A 16,879-nucleotide genomic window follows, 5' to 3' on the forward strand; every position below is an offset into this window, starting at 1 on the left:
CAAACGCCCCATATGAAGCTTCATTTACCCTTACTGGCTGCTGCGGCCGCTGCACTGCCTATGGCTGCCCAGGCTCAGAACGTGGGCATCGGCACGCCCACGCCCAATTCCAAGGCTGCGCTCGAAATCTCGGCCACCGATAAAGGGCTGTTGGTTCCGCGCCTGACGGCGGCCCAGCGCACGGCCATTGCTAGCCCGCCGCAGGGCCTGATGGTGTACCAAACCGACGGTACGGCCAGCGGCGGTACCCAGACCGGCTTCTGGTACTATGCAGGCAACCCCGCCGCCTGGGTGTACCTGAACCCAAGCGCCGGGCCCAGCGGCGCGGCCGGCGGCGACCTTACCGGCACCTACCCCAACCCCACGGTGGCCACCGGGGCCATCGGCACCACCAAGCTGGCCGACGACGCCGTGACCATTGCCAAGCTGGCCGCTACCGGCACGCCCAGCGCCAGCACCTTCCTGCGCGGCGATAATACCTGGTCCGCTGTCGGCGGAGGGACCCCTAGCGGCACGGCCGGTGGCGACCTGGCCGGTACTTACCCCAACCCTAGCGTGGGCACCGGCGCCATAACGGCCGCCAAGCTGGCTTCCGCGGCCGTGACTACTGCTAAGCTGGCCGACGCCGCCGTGAACACTGCTAAGCTGGACGACGAGGCGGTGACCAATACTAAGCTGGCCGATGGGGCCGTCAGCGCCCTCAAGCTGGCTTCTGCGGCCGTGACCACCGCCAAGTTGGCCGACGGAGCCGTGACGACCATTAAGCTGGCCGACGTGGCCGTGACCAGCACCAAACTGGCCGACGACGCGGTGACTATTCCGAAGCTGGCCGCCACTGGCACCCCCAGCGCCAGCACCTACCTGCGCGGTGATAACACCTGGGCCACCATTGCCGCCAGCACCCCCGGCTGGAGCCTGACCGGCAACACGCTGGACGGCAACCAATTCTTGGGCAGCATCAACAACGAAGACCTGATTTTCAAGCGCAACAACACGGAAGCCTTCCGGGTGTACAGCAACGGCCGGGTGACGCTGGGTAATAATTCGCCCGCCTCCTTGTCGGTGATGCTGGGCTTCAACGCCGGCACCGCCATGACCACCGGCCAGAACAATACCCTCGTGGGGGCCAGGACGGGGCAGGACTTCAACGGCGGCAACGCCACCTTCATCGGCTCCGGGGCGGGGCAGAGCACGACCGGCAGCGACAATACCCTGCTGGGCGCCTTTGCCGGCAACCGCCTGACCACCGGTACCAACAACGTATTCATCGGCACCCAGGCGGCCTATAATAGCGGCACGACCATTACCGGCAGCAGCAACGTTGTGGTGGGGGGCAGCGCTGGGAACGGGCTGACCACCAACACCAACAACATCCTGCTGGGCAGCAGCTCCAACGCCAGCGCCGGCCTCTACGATGCCTACGCCATCGGCGCCGACGCCACCGTCACCCAGAACAACTCGCTGGTTATCGGCGCCGCGAAAGGCAGCAACAACGCCGTCAGCGTGGGCATCGGCACGTCGGCGCCCAACAGCAGCCTGCAGGTAAACGGCACCTTTGCCGTGGGCGTGCAGACGGGCTACGGCGGCGGTGGCAGCCCCGGCATCGGCGCCAACGGCCTGGACCAGGGCCCGTCCAGCCAGACGGCCATTGGTGGCAGCTATTATGGCCTGGCGCCCAGCAGCGCCAGCAACCAGCACTACCTCCTGCCTGGTGCCGGCTCCTGCACCGGGCGCATCTACTACCTGCGCAACACCAGCGGCAGCACCGTGGCCAGGCTCTCCAGCAACAGCCCCATCATCGACGGCACGAATACCGTCAGCGCTGGCAACACCTTCGACATGAACACCACGGGCTCGTCCAAGGTCGTCACGGCCATCTCCGACGGCACGAACTGGGTTATCATCCGCACCGGCATTTAGGCGGTGGCCTGCCTGGAAATTTAGCTCCTGATGGATATTCCCATGAAACACTCTCTCCTGCTTGCGCTGCTGCTCGGCGGCGCCCGCGCCGCCTTGGCCCAGGACCTGACCAACAACGGCGCCACGCTGACGCTCACCGGCGGAGCCATCCTCTCCACCCGCGGCACGCTCAACAACGCCAGCGGCACGCTCGACCTGAGCAGCGGCGCCAACCAACTCTACGTGGGCGATAACCTGCTGAACGGCAGCGGCGCCACCCTCACGCCGGGCACCGCCAGCACCGTTACCCTCAACGGAACCGCCGCCCAGCAGCTCGACCTAAAAGGGGCCGGGCTGGCCAACCTCACGGTGAACAACACCAGCGGCGGCGTGGCCCTGCCCGCCAGCAGCAACGCCGACGTGGCCGGGGCCCTCACCCTCACCAGCGGCATGCTCACCACCGATGCTTCCTCGACGCTGCGGCTGCTGAACGGGGCCACGCTCACCGGCGAAACCAGCACCCGCTACGTGGCCGGCAACCTGGCCGCCGCAAAAGCTTCTGTGCCGGCGGGGGCCGTCACTGCTTTCCCCAACGGGCTTGCCATTACCCCCGCCGCGGCCCTCACCAACCTGACCGTGACCCGCACCGCCGGCCTCAACACCGCCCAGCTCAGCTACGGCACCAACGCCGCCGGTACCAACGCGGGCATCGACCAAATCTGGCGCACCTCGGCCCCGCTCACCGACGCCGCGGTACAACTCACCTGGCTGGCGGCCAACGACAACGGCCTCAGTAACCTGAGTAACAGCCAGGTGTGGGCCCGCACCGCCGCGCCGGTGGCGGGGTCGGGCTGGGCGCGCATCAGCGCTTCGCAGAACGCAGCCGCCACTCGTAGCGTCACGGGTACCGTGCCGGCTACGGCCGGCTTTTCCTTCTTCACGGTAAGCATTGCAGCCGAGCCCCTGCCCGTGACCCTGGTTGATTTCACGGCCCTGGCCGAAGGCCCGGCCGCGGTGCGCCTGCGCTGGGCCACCGCCTCGGAGCTGAACAACGCCGGTTTCACCGTCGAGCGTAGCCTCGATGGCCGGGCGTTTGCTGCCATCGGCAAGATGGCGGGCGCGGGCACCAGCACCACGGCGCACACCTATGCGCTGCTGGATGGCCAGCTGCCCGCCGGTGCCAAGCAACTCTACTACCGCCTCCGCCAGGAAGATACCGATGGCGTGGTCACTTACTCGCCCGTGCGCTCCGTGGCGTTCGAGGTGTCGCCAAACACGCTATTCTCCCTGTATCCCAACCCCGCCCGGTCCAAACTCACCGCCGACGGCCTGCTTACCGGCGCCGCGGTGGAAGTCTTCGATGCGGTGGGCCGCCGCGTTGCCATCGCCACGGCTGATGCCGCCGGCGTGGCCCAGCTGGTGCTGCCCACCGGGCTGGCCACCGGCGTGTACGTGGTGCGCAGCGGCGCCCAGGCTCAGCGCTTGGTGGTAGAATAAGCGCACCAGGCCTGTAAGCAAACGCTCCGGTCTTCACAACCCCGCCGCCCACTGGTTTTCATCGGCTAATGAAAACCAGCGGGCGGCTTTATTTAGGAAATGGAGCTGATACTACCCCACAGCCGCCGCAGCTCCTGCTCCTCGTGCTGCCAGCTGAGCCGGGGTGCAGCAAGGCGGCAGTTGGCGGCCAGGTACTGGTAGCGGGCGGGCTCGTCGCGCAGCAGGCGGTTGAGGGCGCGGGCCAAGGTAGTGGGCGCCAAATCAGAAACCAGCTCGGCCACGTCGAACTCGTCATTGAGGGTGCGGTATTCGGGGAAGTCGATGAGCACCTGCGGGATGCCGGCGTGCACGTAATCGAAGAACTTGTTGGCCAACGAATAATAGTAGCTAAGGCCCACGTTTTCGAGTAGCATGATGCCCACGGCGGCGTGGCGCGTCACCTCACGCAGCGCCTCGGGCAGCACAAAGCCGCGAAACTCCACCTGCCCCGAGGCCAGCAACCCCAGCCGTTCGGCTTGTGCCCTTAGGTCGGCCGATAGGTCGCCCTCGCCGCAAATCACCAGCCGGCCCGCCACCTGCGGCATAGCGTCGAGCAGTTGCTCCAGGCCGCGGCCCACGTTCAGCGCGCCCTGGTAGAGAATGTAGCCGCCGGGCGGAGCAGAACTTGTCGCGGGCGGCAGCGTTTCCCCGTCGCGCAGGCGGCTCACGTTGCGCACCACGCCGAAGGGCCGGCCGTAGCGCCCCTCAAACAGCCGGGCCAGGGCCGGGCCCACGGTGTAAGCCAGCCGGGCGCGCGGCACGATGAAACCCTCCACCCAGCGCCACACGCGCTGCACCGCCGGGCGGGCCACCACCTCGGGGACTTCGGTAAACAGCTCGTGGGCATCATACACCAAGGGCTGGCCGCCCAGGCGGGCGCGCAGCCACACGGGCAGGGCCGTGTCGAGGTCGCAGGCGCACCAGGCGGCGGCGCGCTGGCTTAGCAGGTAAAAGAAGAGCCGCAGGTTATACTCCACATAAAACAGCTTGCCCTTCTGAAACCAACCGCGCAGGCGGTGCTGTTGGTAGGGCTGCGGGGTGAGCGGGGGTGAGGTGGGCCGCTCCCAGCCCACCAGCTGCACTTGGTAGCCGGCCGCGGCCAGGCTGCCGCATATGCGCTGCATCCGCTGGTCGAAGCACAGGTCGGTGGTGACGGCGAAGAGCAAGCGAAGGGCGGAGGGAAGCGGCAAAAGGCAATGCGGACACTGCCAGGGCCGTTCCGCGTTAGTCGTTAATTTATTTTGGCCAAATTTACGCCGCGGCCCGGCCCGGCGCAGGCTATATTAGCAGGAAATTCAACTCGCAGGACGCGTTATTGTATGGCTTCATTTTCGGCTGCTTCTTCAACCCGCCCCGTGGCGCCGCCGCTGGCCGCGTTGCTCGACCAGTTGGGGCAGGTGTATTTGCTGACCGACCGGCAGGGCGCCATCGTGGAAGTCAACGAAGCGTTTCTGGCCCTGACCGGCTATCCGCGCGACAAGGTGCTGGGCCAGCTTTTCTACCAGATGCTGGCGCCCCAGCCCGAGCGCGAAGTGCGCAAGCGCGACTTCCTCGAAAGCATCGACCACCAAGCGCTGGCCCCTTGCTACGAGCAAACGTTGCTCACGCGCAGCGGCCAGCTGCGCCCCCTGCGCTGGCAAGCGGGCTTCACCCACAACGCCGCCGGCAACGTGACCGGCATGTGGATGGCCGGCCACGAACTGCCCAGCCTGAGCGCGCCCAGCCCGGCCCTGGCCGGCGACAGCACTCACCTGCAGGACTTCCTCGACAACGCCCAGGACCTGGTGCAGCACTTGAGCGCCGATAACGGCTTCCTGTTCGTGAACAAGGCCTGGAAGGAAAAGCTGGGCTACACCGACGCCGAACTGGCCACCCGCACCCTGGCCGATGTGGTGCATCCTTATTATAAGGCCAAGCTCCTCTATCAGCTGCGCAACCTGTATGACGGAGAGCCGGTGAACAAGGTCGAAACCGTGTTTCTGACCAATCAGGGCAAGCCGGTGCACCTCATCGGGAGCATGAGCGTGGTGCGCGAGGAGGGCCAGCCGGTGAGCAGCCGCGCCATCCTGCACGACATCACCGACCGCATCAAGGCCGAGCGGCTGCAGAAGGTGTACTACAGTATTGCCAACCTGGCTATCTCGGCCAAGGACTTGCCCAGCCTCTACGGGGCCATCCACCGCGAGCTGAGCAAGATTATCGAGACGAGCAACCTGTTCATTGCCCTCTGCGACGACGCCCGCACGCAGCTGCAGTTTGCCTACCACGTCGACCAGCACCCCCAGCATCGGCCCAAAGGCGCGCTGCCGTTCGGCAACGGCGTGTCGGAGTACATCATTGCCGGCGGGCAGCCGCGCTACCTCACCCACAACGACTTTCAGCAGCTGGTGCGCAGCGGCACCGTGGCTGCCCACGGCCTGGTGCCGGAGGTGATGCTGGCCTCGCCGCTGAGCATTGGCGACCGCATCATTGGCGTGCTGGCCGTGCAGGATTATACCCGCGCCGACGCCTACACGCCCGGCGACCTCGACGTGCTGCACTTCATCTCCAACCAGGTGGCCCTGGCCATCGAGCGCAAGCGCAATGAGGAGCAGATTGGCAAGCAAACGGCCCGCCTGAACGCCATTTTCGAGAGCGGCTCGCACGTGATGTGGACGGTGAACACCCGCGCCCAACTCATGAACTTCAACCGCAACTACGCGGCCCTGTTCCTGCGGCGCAACGGCACCTACCCCGTGCGCGGCCTCAACTTGTGGGAGGCCGATTTGGCCAATATGCCCGAGCTGGAGCGCGATATTTTCGTGCACCACTACAACGCGGCCGCCAAGGGCCAGGCCCAGCGCTTCGAGATGCGCCTGCGCGACGCCCGCGGCTACGACGTGTGGACCGACATCCACCTGAACCCGATTTACCTGGGCGACGGCTCGTTTGATGAAATCTCGGCCATTGCCCACGACATCACTGAGCAGAAGCGGGCGCAGCTGGCGCTGGAGGAGCAGGAGGAGAAGTTCCGCAACATCTTCGAGTCGTTTCAGGACATTTACTACCGCACCAACGCCGAAGGCCTGCTCACCCTCGTCAGCCCCTCGGTACGCGAGGTCCTGGGCTACGAGCCCGAGGAAGTCATCGGCGAGCCGGTGCGGGATTATTTCGTAGACGCGGAGGACCTGGACCGGGCCAACGCGGAAACCATGCGCAGCGGCGGCCTGCGCAACTTTGAAACCCAGATGTGGCACAAGGACGGCTACCCGGTGAGCGTGCTGGTGAACGCCCGCATGGCCACGCCGCCCGAAGGAGAGGATGCCGACGACTCCGGCCTGTACGGCACCGAAGGCATTGCCCGCGACGTGACCGAAATCCGCCAGATGCAGGACGACCTGCGCCTGGCCAAAGACGAGGCCGAAGCCGCCCTGGAAGCCAAAACGCAGTTCCTGGCCAACATGAGCCACGAGCTGCGCACGCCCATGAACGGCATCATCGGCATGATTGACCTGCTCGACCAGACGGTGGAAACCGACGAGCAGCTCGATTACGTGGACACGCTGCGCAAGAGCTCCGACGCCCTGCTCACCATCCTGAACGACATCCTGGACTTGTCGAAAATCCAGGCCGGCAAGCTGCAGATTCACGAGGCCCCCATCGAGCTGCAGGCCGTGATGGAGCGCATCCGCGCCTTGTTCATCTACCGGGCCGAGCAGAAGCACATCCGCTTCACCTACCACATCACGCCGCACACGCCGCGCTTCGTGATTACGGACGAAGTGCGCCTGCTGCAGATTTTGAGCAACCTGGTGGCCAACGCCATCAAGTTCACCAACGAGGGCACGGTGGCCATTGTGGTGAGCAGCGTGAGCACCGACGGCGAGCACCACACCCTGCGCTTTGCGGTGCAGGACTCCGGCATCGGCATCTCGACCGACAACGCCAGCCTGCTCTTCACCAACTTCACCCAGCTCGATACCACCCCCAGCAAGGCCTACGGCGGCACGGGCCTGGGCCTGAGCATCAGCCGGCAGCTGGCCGAGCTGCTGGGCGGCGAAATCGGCGTGCTCTCCGACGAGGGCGAGGGCTCGGTGTTCTGGTTCACCATCAGCGCCCGCGAGGCGCCCGCGAGCGACGCGCCGGCCTCGGCACCCGTGCGCGAGCCCGCGGCGCAGCCCTTCGAGGCTGCGCCGCGCGTGCTGCTCGTCGATGACAACGCCATCAACCAGAAAGTGGGCCAGCGCCTGCTCACCAAGCTGGGTTGCGAGGTGGAGGTGGCCGGCGGCGGCCCCGAGGCCATTGCCATGGTGACGACGCCCGGGGCGGAGTACAACATCATTTTCATGGACATCCAGATGCCGGACATGGACGGCGTGGCCGCCACCGCCGAAATCCGGCGCCTGCTGGGCGGCAACTGCCCGCCCGTGGTGGCCATGACGGCCTATTCCATGCAGGAAGACGCCGGCCGCTTCATGCGCCAGGGCCTCGACGACTACGTGGGCAAGCCCGTGAAAAGCCGCCACCTCTACGAGGTGCTGCACCGCTGGCTGCGCCCCCGCAACACCCGCCCGGCCGAAGCGCCCGCTGGCACGGCCCCCGACGCGGCCGCAGCCGCTCTGCCCACGCCTTCGCCCGAAGTGGCTGGCGAGCCCACGCTCGACGAAGCCATTTTGCGGCAGCTGGTGGAGCTCGGCGGCCCCGAGTTTACCTCCGACCTGTACCAGGAGTTCGAGCAGGAGGCCGGCGACCTGCTGCGCGACGCGGCCCCCACGGCGGCCGAAGGCCACTTCCGCGACCTGCTGCCCATGCTGCACCAGCTCAAAGGCACCGCCGCCACGCTGGGCGGCGTGGCGCTGGCGGCTCAGGCCCGGCACCTCGAGCACCAGCTCAAAGAAGGCCGGACCGACGACGCGGCGGCGGGCTTTCGACTTTTGGAGTATTACTTTGCACAGTTCATAGCCGAATACCCCGGCGCCGTGGAGCGAGCCACCAGTACTTCGGCCGTGTAATACGGCCTCACTTTCTCCTGTTTTCTACCACTAAAACCACCCCAACCCCACGCTCATGTCCGTCGACAACCAATCCAAAACCATTCTGATTGCTGAGGACAGCTCGGTGATTCTCAACCTCACCCGCAAAATTCTTGAACTTCAGAAGTACAAAATCGTGCTGGCAAAAAACGGCGGCGAGGTGCTGAAGCAAATCGAAAGCAACCCCGTCGATTGCGTGCTGATGGATATCAACATTCCCGTGAAGGATGGGATGCAGTGCACCCGCGAAATACGGGCCCACGCCGACCCCAAAATCAACAAGCTGCCCATCATCGCCATCACCGGCAACGCCAACAATTACTCGATGGACCAGTTCCGCGAGGCCGGCGTGACCGACTACCTGCCCAAACCGCTGGACTTCGACGCCTTGGTGCGCGTGGTGAAGCAATACGTGGGCTAACCAATTGGTGAATGGGCGAATGGGTGAATGGGTGAATGCGCACGCGGCCGTTCACCCATTCACCCATTCACCCATTTACTCAATAAAATGGTTGTAACGTTCTTAGGTACGGGCACCTCGTCGGGCGTGCCCATGATTGGGTGCACCTGCGCCGTGTGCCGCTCGCTCGACCACCGCGACAAGCGCCTGCGCGTGTCGGTGCACGTGCAGGTGGACGGGCGCAGCTTCGTGATTGATTCTGGGCCCGATTTCCGGCAGCAGATGCTGCGGGCGGGCATCACCCATCTCGATGCGCTGCTGTTCACGCACGAGCACAAAGACCACACGGCCGGCCTCGACGACATCCGGGCCTTCAACTTCCGGCAGCAAACCGACATGCCCGTGTATGGCGAGCCGCGCGTGCTGCGCCAGCTGCAGCAGGAGTTTGCCTACATTTTTGCGGAGAACAAATACCCCGGCGTGCCGCGCGTAACGCTGCACCCCATCGAGCGCGACGATGTGCCGTTTGACGTGCAGGGCGTATCCGTGCTGCCGCTACGGGCCATGCACCACCGCCTGCCGGTGCTGGGCTTCCGCATCGGCGGCTTCTGCTACCTCACCGACGCCAACCACCTCGGCCCCGAAACCCGCGCCCAGCTGCGCGACGCCGACGTCATCGTGCTCAACGCCCTGCGCCGGGAGGAGCACATTTCGCACTTCACGCTGGCCCAGGCCCTGGCGGTGTTGGAAGAAGCCCAGCCCAAGCGGGCTTTTCTCACGCACATCAGCCACCAACTGGGCCGCCACCAGGATGTGGAGGCCGAACTACCGGCCTGGGTGCGGCTGGCGTATGATGGGCTGGTGATGGAGGTGTAAGCCGAGGGCCGACGTAGGCGACGGCCGCTGCGCTATCAGTCCACGCGAAACGTGAGCTTGATGTTTTCTTTGGTGGCCGCGTGGTAGTCGCCTGGCACTTGCCATTTCAGATAGGTAAGCACGTAGCGTCGGCCATTGGCGCGCACGCTGGTCGTATCAATCCAGTCGGCGCTTCTCGAGCCCAGGATGACGGGCATGGTTAGCTGTTGAGTGCCACCCTGGGCGTCGGTGATGCGAAGCGTAGGCCTGGCGTAATCGGCCATGAAGCAGTTGGCATTGCGGGGGCAAATGCTGAATTGAAGGTCGGTTACGGTGATGGTCAGTTCGGGCTGAGCAGGTTGCGGCAAGCTGGCCTGCTGCCGGTAAAGCAAAGCGAAATCCTGGCTGAACCCGGCGGCAACAGCTGCGGGACTTTCGGCATCGTTCTTTTTGCAGGCAAACAGGCTGAGGCTTAGGGCAGCGAAAAGGAAATGCTTGCTCATGAAATACTGAATTGAAAGGAGGGGCGTAATGCTAAGTATGGCGTAGCGGTGTGCTTGACCACCTCGGACCCAAACTCGTTGCACGCACTCGCCTAAATTTCCACAACTTTTCTGCGCCGGCCTTTGCTGTTTGAATTCAGGCCGCTGACTTCCTGCTAATTGTAACGCTTCATGCACACCAACTATTACTTCCTGCGCCAGTTGGCCCCGGCCCTCACCGAGCGGCTGCGGGGCTTCCGCGTGGCCGTGTGCTTCACGCAGGAAAAGGACGAGCTGGTGGTTGGCCTCAGCAACGGCAGCCAGGAATTCTGGCTGAAAGCACAGCTGGGCGCTACATTTCCAGCGCTGGCTTTGCCCGAAACCTTCCAGCGGGCCCGCGCCAACTCCGTGGATTTGTTTCCGGCCCTGCTGGGCGAGCAGGTGGAAAGCGTGGCCGTCTGGCCGCAGGACCGGGTGCTGCAAGTGAATTTCCGCAGCGGGGCGCGGCTGGTGTTCAAGCTCTACGGCCCGCGCCCGAACGCCATTTTTCGCACCGCGCCTGACGCGCCCGCGCAGCTTTTCCAGCAAAAGCTACTGGCCGATGCCGACCTAAAACCGCAACCCGCCGCCTCACCCGCCCCACAGTCGTCTGAATCTGCGCAATCCGTTCAATCTGCAGAATCTGCGGTTCAGAAACTTCCCCCGCCGCTGGCCGACCTGCCGCTGCGCTACCTGCGCACCCAGGGCTACGACCAGGCGCTGCCCGATGCCAGGACCCGGCTGGTGAACCAGGTTCTGGCCCAACTGGAGAAGCCGGCGCACTATTATATCATCCAATTCGAGGGGCGCACGCGGCTGAGCCTGCTGCCGCTGGGCGACATGCTGGAAACGCTGCCCGGCGACGACCCCGTGGGCGCGCTGCGCCGCTTCGTGCCCATGGCCTTGGGCCGCCGCGCCCTAGAAATGGAAACCAAGCAGCTGCGGCAGCTATTGGAACGCCGCGCCGACGAGGCCAGCACGGCCGCTGAGCACGCACGCCGGCGCCTGCACGCCCTGGCCCACGAGGCCGGCTACCGCCACACCGCCGACCTCATCATGGCCCACCTGCACGAAATTCCGGCGCGGGCCGAGCAGATTGAGGTGCTGGATTTCTACACCAACCAGCCCAAAACCATCAAGCTCAAGCCCAACGAAAAGCCGCAGCTCACCGCCGAAAACCTCTACCGCAAAGGCAAAAACCAGCAAATCGAAGAGCGGCAGCTCACCGAGCGCATTGCGCGCCGTGAGGCCGAAGCCTTCACGGCCTTGGAGCGGCTGGAGGAAATGGACAGCCAGCCGCAGCTCGCCGAGCTGCGCGGCCTGCGCGCCTGGCGCAAGCTCCACGGCCTCGACCCGGCCGCTACCGCTGCTAAAACCTCAGGTGAGCTGCCCTTCAAGGTGTTTGAGGACCGGGGGTTTACCATTTTGGTGGGCCGGAGCGCCGAAAACAACGACCTGCTGACTCAGAAATACGCGCACAAAGACGACCTCTGGCTGCACGCCAAGGATGTGGCCGGCTCGCACGTCGTCATCCGGCACCGCGCCGGGCAAACCGTGCCCGAGCCCGTGATAGAACACGCCGCCATGCTGGCCGGCTGGTATTCCAAGCGCCAGCACGACACGTTGTGCCCGGTCACGGTCACGCCCAAAAAATTCGTGCGCAAGCCCCGGGGCGCCCGCCCCGGCCAGGTGCTGGTAGAGCGCGAACGGGTGGTGCTGGTGAAGCCCGGCAACCCATTTGACAGGGACGAGGATAAGTAGCATGAGTACCCCGAAGCTCCACTTCGGTTCGTTGAACGGTTAATGTTCGCCTGGGCCGAAGCGGGAGCTTCGGGGTACTCGTGCTACAGCCCCCGGCTGATGCCCATTTCCAGGCCGCGCAACTCGGCCAGGCCGCGCAGGCGGCCGATGGCGGAGTAGCCGGGATTGGTTTTCTTCTTAAGGTCGTCGAGCATCTGATGGCCGTGGTCTGGGCGCATGGGCAGACTGGTGTTGCGGCTGCGCATGGCCTGCACCAGCTCGCGCATCACGCCGTACATGTCCACGTCGCCTTCGAGGTGGTTGGCTTCGTAGAAGTTGCCCTCGGCATCGCGCTGGGTGCTGCGCAGGTGAATGAAGTGGATGCGCTCGGCAAACTGACGCACCATGCCGGGCAGGTCATTGTCGGCCCGCACACCGAAGGAGCCGGTGCAGAAGCACAAGCCGTTGCTGAGCGAAGGCACGGCGGCGGCCAGAGCAGCCACGTCATCAGCGGTGCTCACCACGCGGGGCAGGCCCAGGATGGGGTAGGGCGGGTCGTCGGGGTGGATGGCCAGGTTGATGCCCACCGACTCGGCCACCGGCACCACGGCCTGCAGAAACAGAATCAGGTGCTCGCGCAGCTTAGCCGCGTTGATGCCTTCGTAAGCATCCAGCGCCTGCTGAAACTGTTCCAGCGTGAAGCTCTCCTCGCTGCCCGGCAGGCCGGCAATGATGTTGCGCTGCAGCAACTGCTTCTCCTCAGGGCTCATGGCCGCGAAGCGGGCTTCGGCGCGGGCCAACTCCTCCGGCGAGTAATCCTGTGCGGCATTACGACGCTTCAACAGCTGCGTGTCGAAGGCCACAAAGGCGGCTTTTTCGAAGCGCAGCGCCTTGGAGCCGTCCTCGACCTCGTAGGCCAAATCGGTGCGCGTCCAGTCAAGAACGGGCATGAAATTGTAGGTGACGGTGAAAATGCCGCAGGCCGCCAGGTTGCGCAGCGACTCCTGGTAGTTGGTGATGTATTGCTTGAAGTTGCCGGTGCGGGTTTTGATGTTTTCGTGCACGGGCACGCTTTCCACCACGCTCCACGTGAGCCCGGCGGCGGCTACTTCGGCCTGGCGTTTCTGTATTTCGGCCACGGTCCAGACCTGGCCGTTGGGAATGTGGTGCAGGGCCGAAACCACGTCGGTGGCGCCGGCCTGGCGGATGTCGGCAAGGCTTACGGGGTCGTTGGGGCCGTACCAGCGCCAGCTTTGGATGAGGGGCATGTGTTGAAGAGGGGAGAGGGGGATGGCGTTTAGCAGAATGCCCGGCGGCGTGCAGCCGCAGCATCTGGCGTGCAATACTAAACCCTGCCGATTGGATTTCTGCCCCGTGCGACCCGCTTCGGCTGCGCCCGACCCGCTTTTTTCGCTTCGCAGCAAAAAAAGCCGGCTACCTGCTGCAAACAGGTAGCCGGCGAAATTTTGATTTTAAACGACTGCACTTATTGCGCGATGCGGCGGCTATACGAACCCACACTGGTAAGTAGCCGCACCACGTAGATGCCGGTTGGCAACGAATGCAGGCCCAGCACCCAGCGGCCCGGCAGCTCGGCGGAGGCCAGCGTCGCGGCCTGCTCCCGGCCTAGGGCGTCGTACACCCGCAAGGCCACGCCCGGGCCGCTTAGTAGCTCCACGGGCAGTGAGCTGCGCACCACCCACTCGTTGGCCATCGGGCCCGGGTACACCTCAAGGCCTTGTTCCTGCCTGGTGCCGAGCCGCACCACGCGCACGGGCGAGTAACTGGTTCTCTTGTCAAAATCGACCTGCCGCAGGCGGTAGTAGCTGGTGCCGGGCAGCGGCTGCTCGTCCACCACGTGGTAGCTGGTGCGGGCCTGCGTGGTGCCCGCGCCCTCCACCGTGCGGTTGTCGCGGAAAACCTTCCCGTCGGCCGAGCGCTCCACCACAAAGCTTTGGCTGTTTTTCTCCGACGCCGTTTCCCAATGCAGGGCCACCTGCTGCCGGGCCGTCGGGGTGGCCGTAAAAACCGTGAGCTCCACCGGCAAGGGCTTCGGGCAGGCCGGTACCAGCGCGTCGCAAGCCCTTTCGTTGTTGTTGGAGCCCGCCACGGGGCCCATGTTGCATACCCCGGTGCTGGTGCCCTGCGCGCACACTCCGATGCTGTTCGTGCAGTTTCGGGAAATGCGGTTGAAGGCCCCATTGCCCCCGAATACGCAGCCCTTCACCGCCACACTGCCCGCGCCGCAGACGGTATTGTTGGCACCACCGGGCGTCAGGTCCAGGTTGCCCAGGATGAACAGCGCGCCGTCGGCCACGATGTTGGAGTTATACAGAATCGTGTTGCAGGTAGTCGTGAGCGAAGCCCCGCTCTCCACCGAAATGGTGGCCTTGTTCACCCGCATCACCCCTGCGGTCACCGTGCTGGGCGCGAAAATCCGTAGGTTGGTTACCTTTTGCGAGGCCGTTCCGTCGCCCACCCCCAGGTCGTAATCGCCCGAGATGGTGCCGCCGTTTTTTACTTCCACGGTGCCGTTGCTGGAGATGTCGAGCGAGCCGCCGTCTTCCACCACAATGGAGCCGCCGGTGCTTACCGTAATGAGGCCGTCGGCTTCCACGGTCAGGCGCGAGCGCACCTTTAGGCGGCCAGCCGAAATCGTTAACCGGCCGCCAGCGCCCACCACGTAGTCGCTGTTGAGCGTGAGCTCGTGGTTGGAGTTCAGCACAACCTGGGCATTCGTGTTGGAAAGCGGTTGCACGGAACACGACGGGCTGCCCACGTCAAAGCTGGCCGTCGCGGAGAGGCCACACATGACCCCAGAGCCCGTGGCCACATACGAGCACTGGCCCATGGCGACCACCGGAAACATGGCGCTGGCCACAGCCGCCACCGCACAGATTACTAGATTTTTTTTCATAGTAGTAAGGGTAAGGCATGACTGATGAGGCGTTTACTTCCTTACTAATATAATCAAAAAATCAATTAATTGAAAGTTGTTATTGATTTATTTATAAATCGGACAAAGTCGTGTTAAAATTTAGAATAAAATATATTAAATGTTAAATGTGTTCGACCAACGGTAAGCGACTGAAGGGACATAAAAATCCATTTTTGGGCGTGGCTGAACAGCCAGCAGATTGTTTATAAATCACCAATCGGCGCACGGCGGGTCGGCGCATTTACCGCAGGTTCTGCACGGGGAAGCAGTATAAGCAAGCCCGGAACAGCCAGCATGTCGCGGCTGTGGCCATGGCCAGAAACGACAATGGCCCGTTCCAGACGAGCTGGAACGGGCCATTGTGTTTTGCGTGCGCGCGGGGAGATTCGAACTCCCACACCCGAAGGCACCACCCCCTCAAGATGGCGTGTCTACCAGTTTCACCACGTGCGCAAAAGGCAACTAAACCGGGTAACTCGGCCCAAGGCCGGCGTCGCTGAGGTGGCGAAGCGGGTGCAAAGATAGAAGGCGGTTTTCGGCTTTACAAACGCACGAAACACATTTTCATCAATTGACCATCATTCAGTGGTTTAACTTGCGCCACTGCAAAGCCAACGTTGAGCTTTCGTGCCTTTTGCCTCACTTTCCGCCGATGAAACCAGCCTCCAAACCCGACTCCACCTCCTTTTTCGGCCGCATGGCCGAGGGCATCACCAAGTTTTCGGGCTCAACGGCCGCCTTTGTGTCGGCGGCGGGCCTAGTGCTGGTGTGGGCCATAACCGGGCCGCTGTTTCACTACTCCGAAACCTGGCAGCTGGTCATCAACACGGGCACCACCATCATCACGTTTTTGATGGTGTTCCTCATTCAACGGGCCCAGAACAAGGATTCGCTGGTGCTGCACCTTAAGTTGAACGAGCTGCTGGCCGCCACGCAGGGCGCCAGCAACCGCCTCATCAACGCGCAGGATTTCTCCGAGGAGGAAATCAAAACCCTGCACGATTTCTACTGTATCCTAGCCGACCTGGCGAAGAAAGACAACGACCTGGGCAAAACCCATACCGTGGAAGAGGCCGAAGACAACCACAGCGAAAAGCAGGCGGCCCACGCGGAATAAGCGTAAGGTGGGGAAACGACAGGCGTCCCGCTCACGAGCCACCAATTTCCCATACCGCTACAAAGCCAAAAAGGCGGCTGCAGTATCTGCAGCCGCCTTTTTGGCTTAAGAGCATCAAGTATTACTTGGCCTGAATCAGCGGCGAATCGACCACGTGCTCCGACACGAACCACACCTGCATTTCGTTGGTGCGAATGAGCTGGCTCACGATGAGGTCGTTGGTGCCGTCGTCGCCGTCCTCGTCGGCCTTGTCGGCGAAGTCGTGGCAGTTTTTCAGCAGGCGCTGGTGGGCGTCGAGCAGGCGCGACACTTGTACAGGAGCCTCTTCGCGGTCGCGGGGCACGCGCGGGATGCTGCTGAGCTCGGCCACGTCGTGGGCCATGGCCACGGCCACGCCGCCCAAAATCTGGATGCGCTCGGCAATGGCATCGACCAGCACCGACTGCTCCTCGTAGTGCTTGTCATACAGCAGGTGCAGCTGGTAGAAGGTGGGGCCCACCACCTGCCAGTGGTGTTTCTTGTACATGTCGCGCAGCGTGATGGTGTCGGCCAGCAGCTGGTTGAGGGCGGTGACGCTGCTCTGGCGGGTTTCCTCGCTGAGGCCAATGGGCAGGCGCTGGCTCACGGTGCCGTAGCGCTGGGTGGGAGCGGGGGCGTTGTTCTGCTGGTTGAGCACGGGCTGAATGTCGACGGCGGCGTTGCTGCCGGCGCCTTTGCCGGCGTTGCCAGCAGCCCCTTTCTGGGCGGCGGGGGCTTTGGAGGAAGCAGTTTTGGCGGAGGATGCCATGGGAGGAAACGGGTGAGGTGAAAGAAAACCGGAACGAGCCGGCAGCGAAAAAATCTGCTTCTGCGTACGTAAAG

Annotated in this window: 12 protein-coding genes and 1 tRNA gene; 7 read left to right on the forward strand and 6 right to left on the reverse strand. The window is 63.9% G+C overall.

The genetic code is table 11. From position 1 onward, the window contains the following. Positions 1-60 precede the first annotated feature (60 nt). The gene (locus MTP16_RS13185; RefSeq protein ID WP_243509393.1) at positions 61-1,920 is read left to right on the forward strand and encodes a beta strand repeat-containing protein; all 1,860 of its coding nucleotides are present in this window, start codon (positions 61-63) and stop codon (positions 1,918-1,920) included. A gap of 42 nt (positions 1,921-1,962) precedes the next feature. After that, a complete protein-coding gene (locus MTP16_RS13190; RefSeq protein WP_243509396.1) occupies positions 1,963-3,396 on the forward strand; it encodes a T9SS type A sorting domain-containing protein in 1,434 nt (477 codons plus the stop codon). Between the two features lie 92 nt (positions 3,397-3,488). On the opposite strand, the gene MTP16_RS13195 is transcribed toward MTP16_RS13190, so the two are convergent. Next, positions 3,489-4,601 (reverse strand): glycosyltransferase, encoded by a 1,113-nt coding sequence (locus MTP16_RS13195; RefSeq protein WP_243509399.1) that lies wholly within the window; start codon positions 4,599-4,601, stop codon positions 3,489-3,491. Between the two features lie 153 nt (positions 4,602-4,754). Here MTP16_RS13195 and MTP16_RS13200 point away from each other — a divergent pair, with 153 nt between their 5' ends. The 3 genes from MTP16_RS13200 (at position 4,755) to MTP16_RS13210 (ending at position 9,723) form a co-directional block, all read left to right on the forward strand. After that, on the forward strand, positions 4,755-8,426 hold the full coding sequence (locus MTP16_RS13200; protein WP_243509401.1) for a PAS domain S-box protein: 3,672 nt from the start codon (positions 4,755-4,757) through the stop codon (positions 8,424-8,426). A 55-nt stretch (positions 8,427-8,481) separates the two neighbouring features. After that, positions 8,482-8,868 (forward strand): response regulator, encoded by a 387-nt coding sequence (locus MTP16_RS13205; RefSeq protein ID WP_243509404.1) that lies wholly within the window; start codon positions 8,482-8,484, stop codon positions 8,866-8,868. A gap of 87 nt (positions 8,869-8,955) precedes the next feature. After that, positions 8,956-9,723, forward strand: a complete 768-nt coding sequence (locus MTP16_RS13210; protein WP_243509407.1) for an MBL fold metallo-hydrolase — start codon at positions 8,956-8,958, stop codon at positions 9,721-9,723. A gap of 35 nt (positions 9,724-9,758) precedes the next feature. On the opposite strand, the gene MTP16_RS13215 is transcribed toward MTP16_RS13210, so the two are convergent. Next, positions 9,759-10,205, reverse strand: a complete 447-nt coding sequence (locus tag MTP16_RS13215; RefSeq protein WP_243509410.1) for a hypothetical protein — start codon at positions 10,203-10,205, stop codon at positions 9,759-9,761. 171 nt (positions 10,206-10,376) lie between these two features. Between MTP16_RS13215 and MTP16_RS13220 the strand changes: the two genes are divergently transcribed. Then, positions 10,377-11,984 (forward strand): NFACT RNA binding domain-containing protein, encoded by a 1,608-nt coding sequence (locus MTP16_RS13220; RefSeq protein ID WP_243509413.1) that lies wholly within the window; start codon positions 10,377-10,379, stop codon positions 11,982-11,984. An 83-nt stretch (positions 11,985-12,067) separates the two neighbouring features. Here MTP16_RS13220 and uxuA read toward each other — a convergent pair whose 3' ends face one another. The 3 genes from uxuA to MTP16_RS13235 form a co-directional block, all read right to left on the reverse strand. Next, positions 12,068-13,231 carry a mannonate dehydratase gene (gene uxuA, locus MTP16_RS13225; RefSeq protein WP_243509415.1) on the reverse strand — a complete coding sequence of 388 codons (1,164 nt, stop codon included), beginning with the start codon at positions 13,229-13,231 and terminating at the stop codon, positions 12,068-12,070. A gap of 218 nt (positions 13,232-13,449) precedes the next feature. Beyond that, entirely contained in the window at positions 13,450-14,880 is a 1,431-nt protein-coding gene (locus MTP16_RS13230; RefSeq protein ID WP_243509417.1) for a T9SS type A sorting domain-containing protein, read from the reverse strand. 392 nt (positions 14,881-15,272) lie between these two features. Further along, positions 15,273-15,354 (reverse strand) — tRNA-Leu (locus tag MTP16_RS13235). Between the two features lie 199 nt (positions 15,355-15,553). Between MTP16_RS13235 and MTP16_RS13240 the strand changes: the two genes are divergently transcribed. Next, positions 15,554-16,018, forward strand: coding sequence for a low affinity iron permease family protein (locus MTP16_RS13240; protein ID WP_243509420.1), 465 nt, complete (start codon positions 15,554-15,556; stop codon positions 16,016-16,018). Positions 16,019-16,139: 121 nt separating this feature from the next. On the opposite strand, the gene MTP16_RS13245 is transcribed toward MTP16_RS13240, so the two are convergent. Beyond that, a complete protein-coding gene (locus tag MTP16_RS13245) occupies positions 16,140-16,805 on the reverse strand; it encodes a Dps family protein (protein ID WP_243509424.1) in 666 nt (221 codons plus the stop codon). Positions 16,806-16,879 lie beyond the last annotated feature (74 nt).

The sequence above is a fragment of the Hymenobacter monticola genome, from assembly GCF_022811645.1.
Lineage (GTDB): Bacteria > Bacteroidota > Bacteroidia > Cytophagales > Hymenobacteraceae > Hymenobacter > Hymenobacter monticola.

Bases quoted from the DNA above. Each gene is read 5' to 3' on its own strand.
- MTP16_RS13220 (WP_243509413.1), top strand. From the start codon at position 10,377: ATGCACACCAACTATTACTTCCTGCGCCAGTTGGCCCCGGCCCTCACC.
- MTP16_RS13240 (WP_243509420.1), top strand. From the start codon at position 15,554: ATGAAACCAGCCTCCAAACCCGACTCCACCTCCTTTTTCGGCCGCATG.
- MTP16_RS13190 (WP_243509396.1), top strand. From the start codon at position 1,963: ATGAAACACTCTCTCCTGCTTGCGCTGCTGCTCGGCGGCGCCCGCGCC.
- MTP16_RS13230 (WP_243509417.1), bottom strand. From the start codon at position 14,880: ATGAAAAAAAATCTAGTAATCTGTGCGGTGGCGGCTGTGGCCAGCGCC.
- MTP16_RS13185 (WP_243509393.1), top strand. From the start codon at position 61: ATGGCTGCCCAGGCTCAGAACGTGGGCATCGGCACGCCCACGCCCAAT.
- uxuA (WP_243509415.1), bottom strand. From the start codon at position 13,231: ATGCCCCTCATCCAAAGCTGGCGCTGGTACGGCCCCAACGACCCCGTA.
- MTP16_RS13215 (WP_243509410.1), bottom strand. From the start codon at position 10,205: ATGAGCAAGCATTTCCTTTTCGCTGCCCTAAGCCTCAGCCTGTTTGCC.
- MTP16_RS13200 (WP_243509401.1), top strand. From the start codon at position 4,755: ATGGCTTCATTTTCGGCTGCTTCTTCAACCCGCCCCGTGGCGCCGCCG.
- MTP16_RS13205 (WP_243509404.1), top strand. From the start codon at position 8,482: ATGTCCGTCGACAACCAATCCAAAACCATTCTGATTGCTGAGGACAGC.
- MTP16_RS13210 (WP_243509407.1), top strand. From the start codon at position 8,956: ATGGTTGTAACGTTCTTAGGTACGGGCACCTCGTCGGGCGTGCCCATG.
- MTP16_RS13245 (WP_243509424.1), bottom strand. From the start codon at position 16,805: ATGGCATCCTCCGCCAAAACTGCTTCCTCCAAAGCCCCCGCCGCCCAG.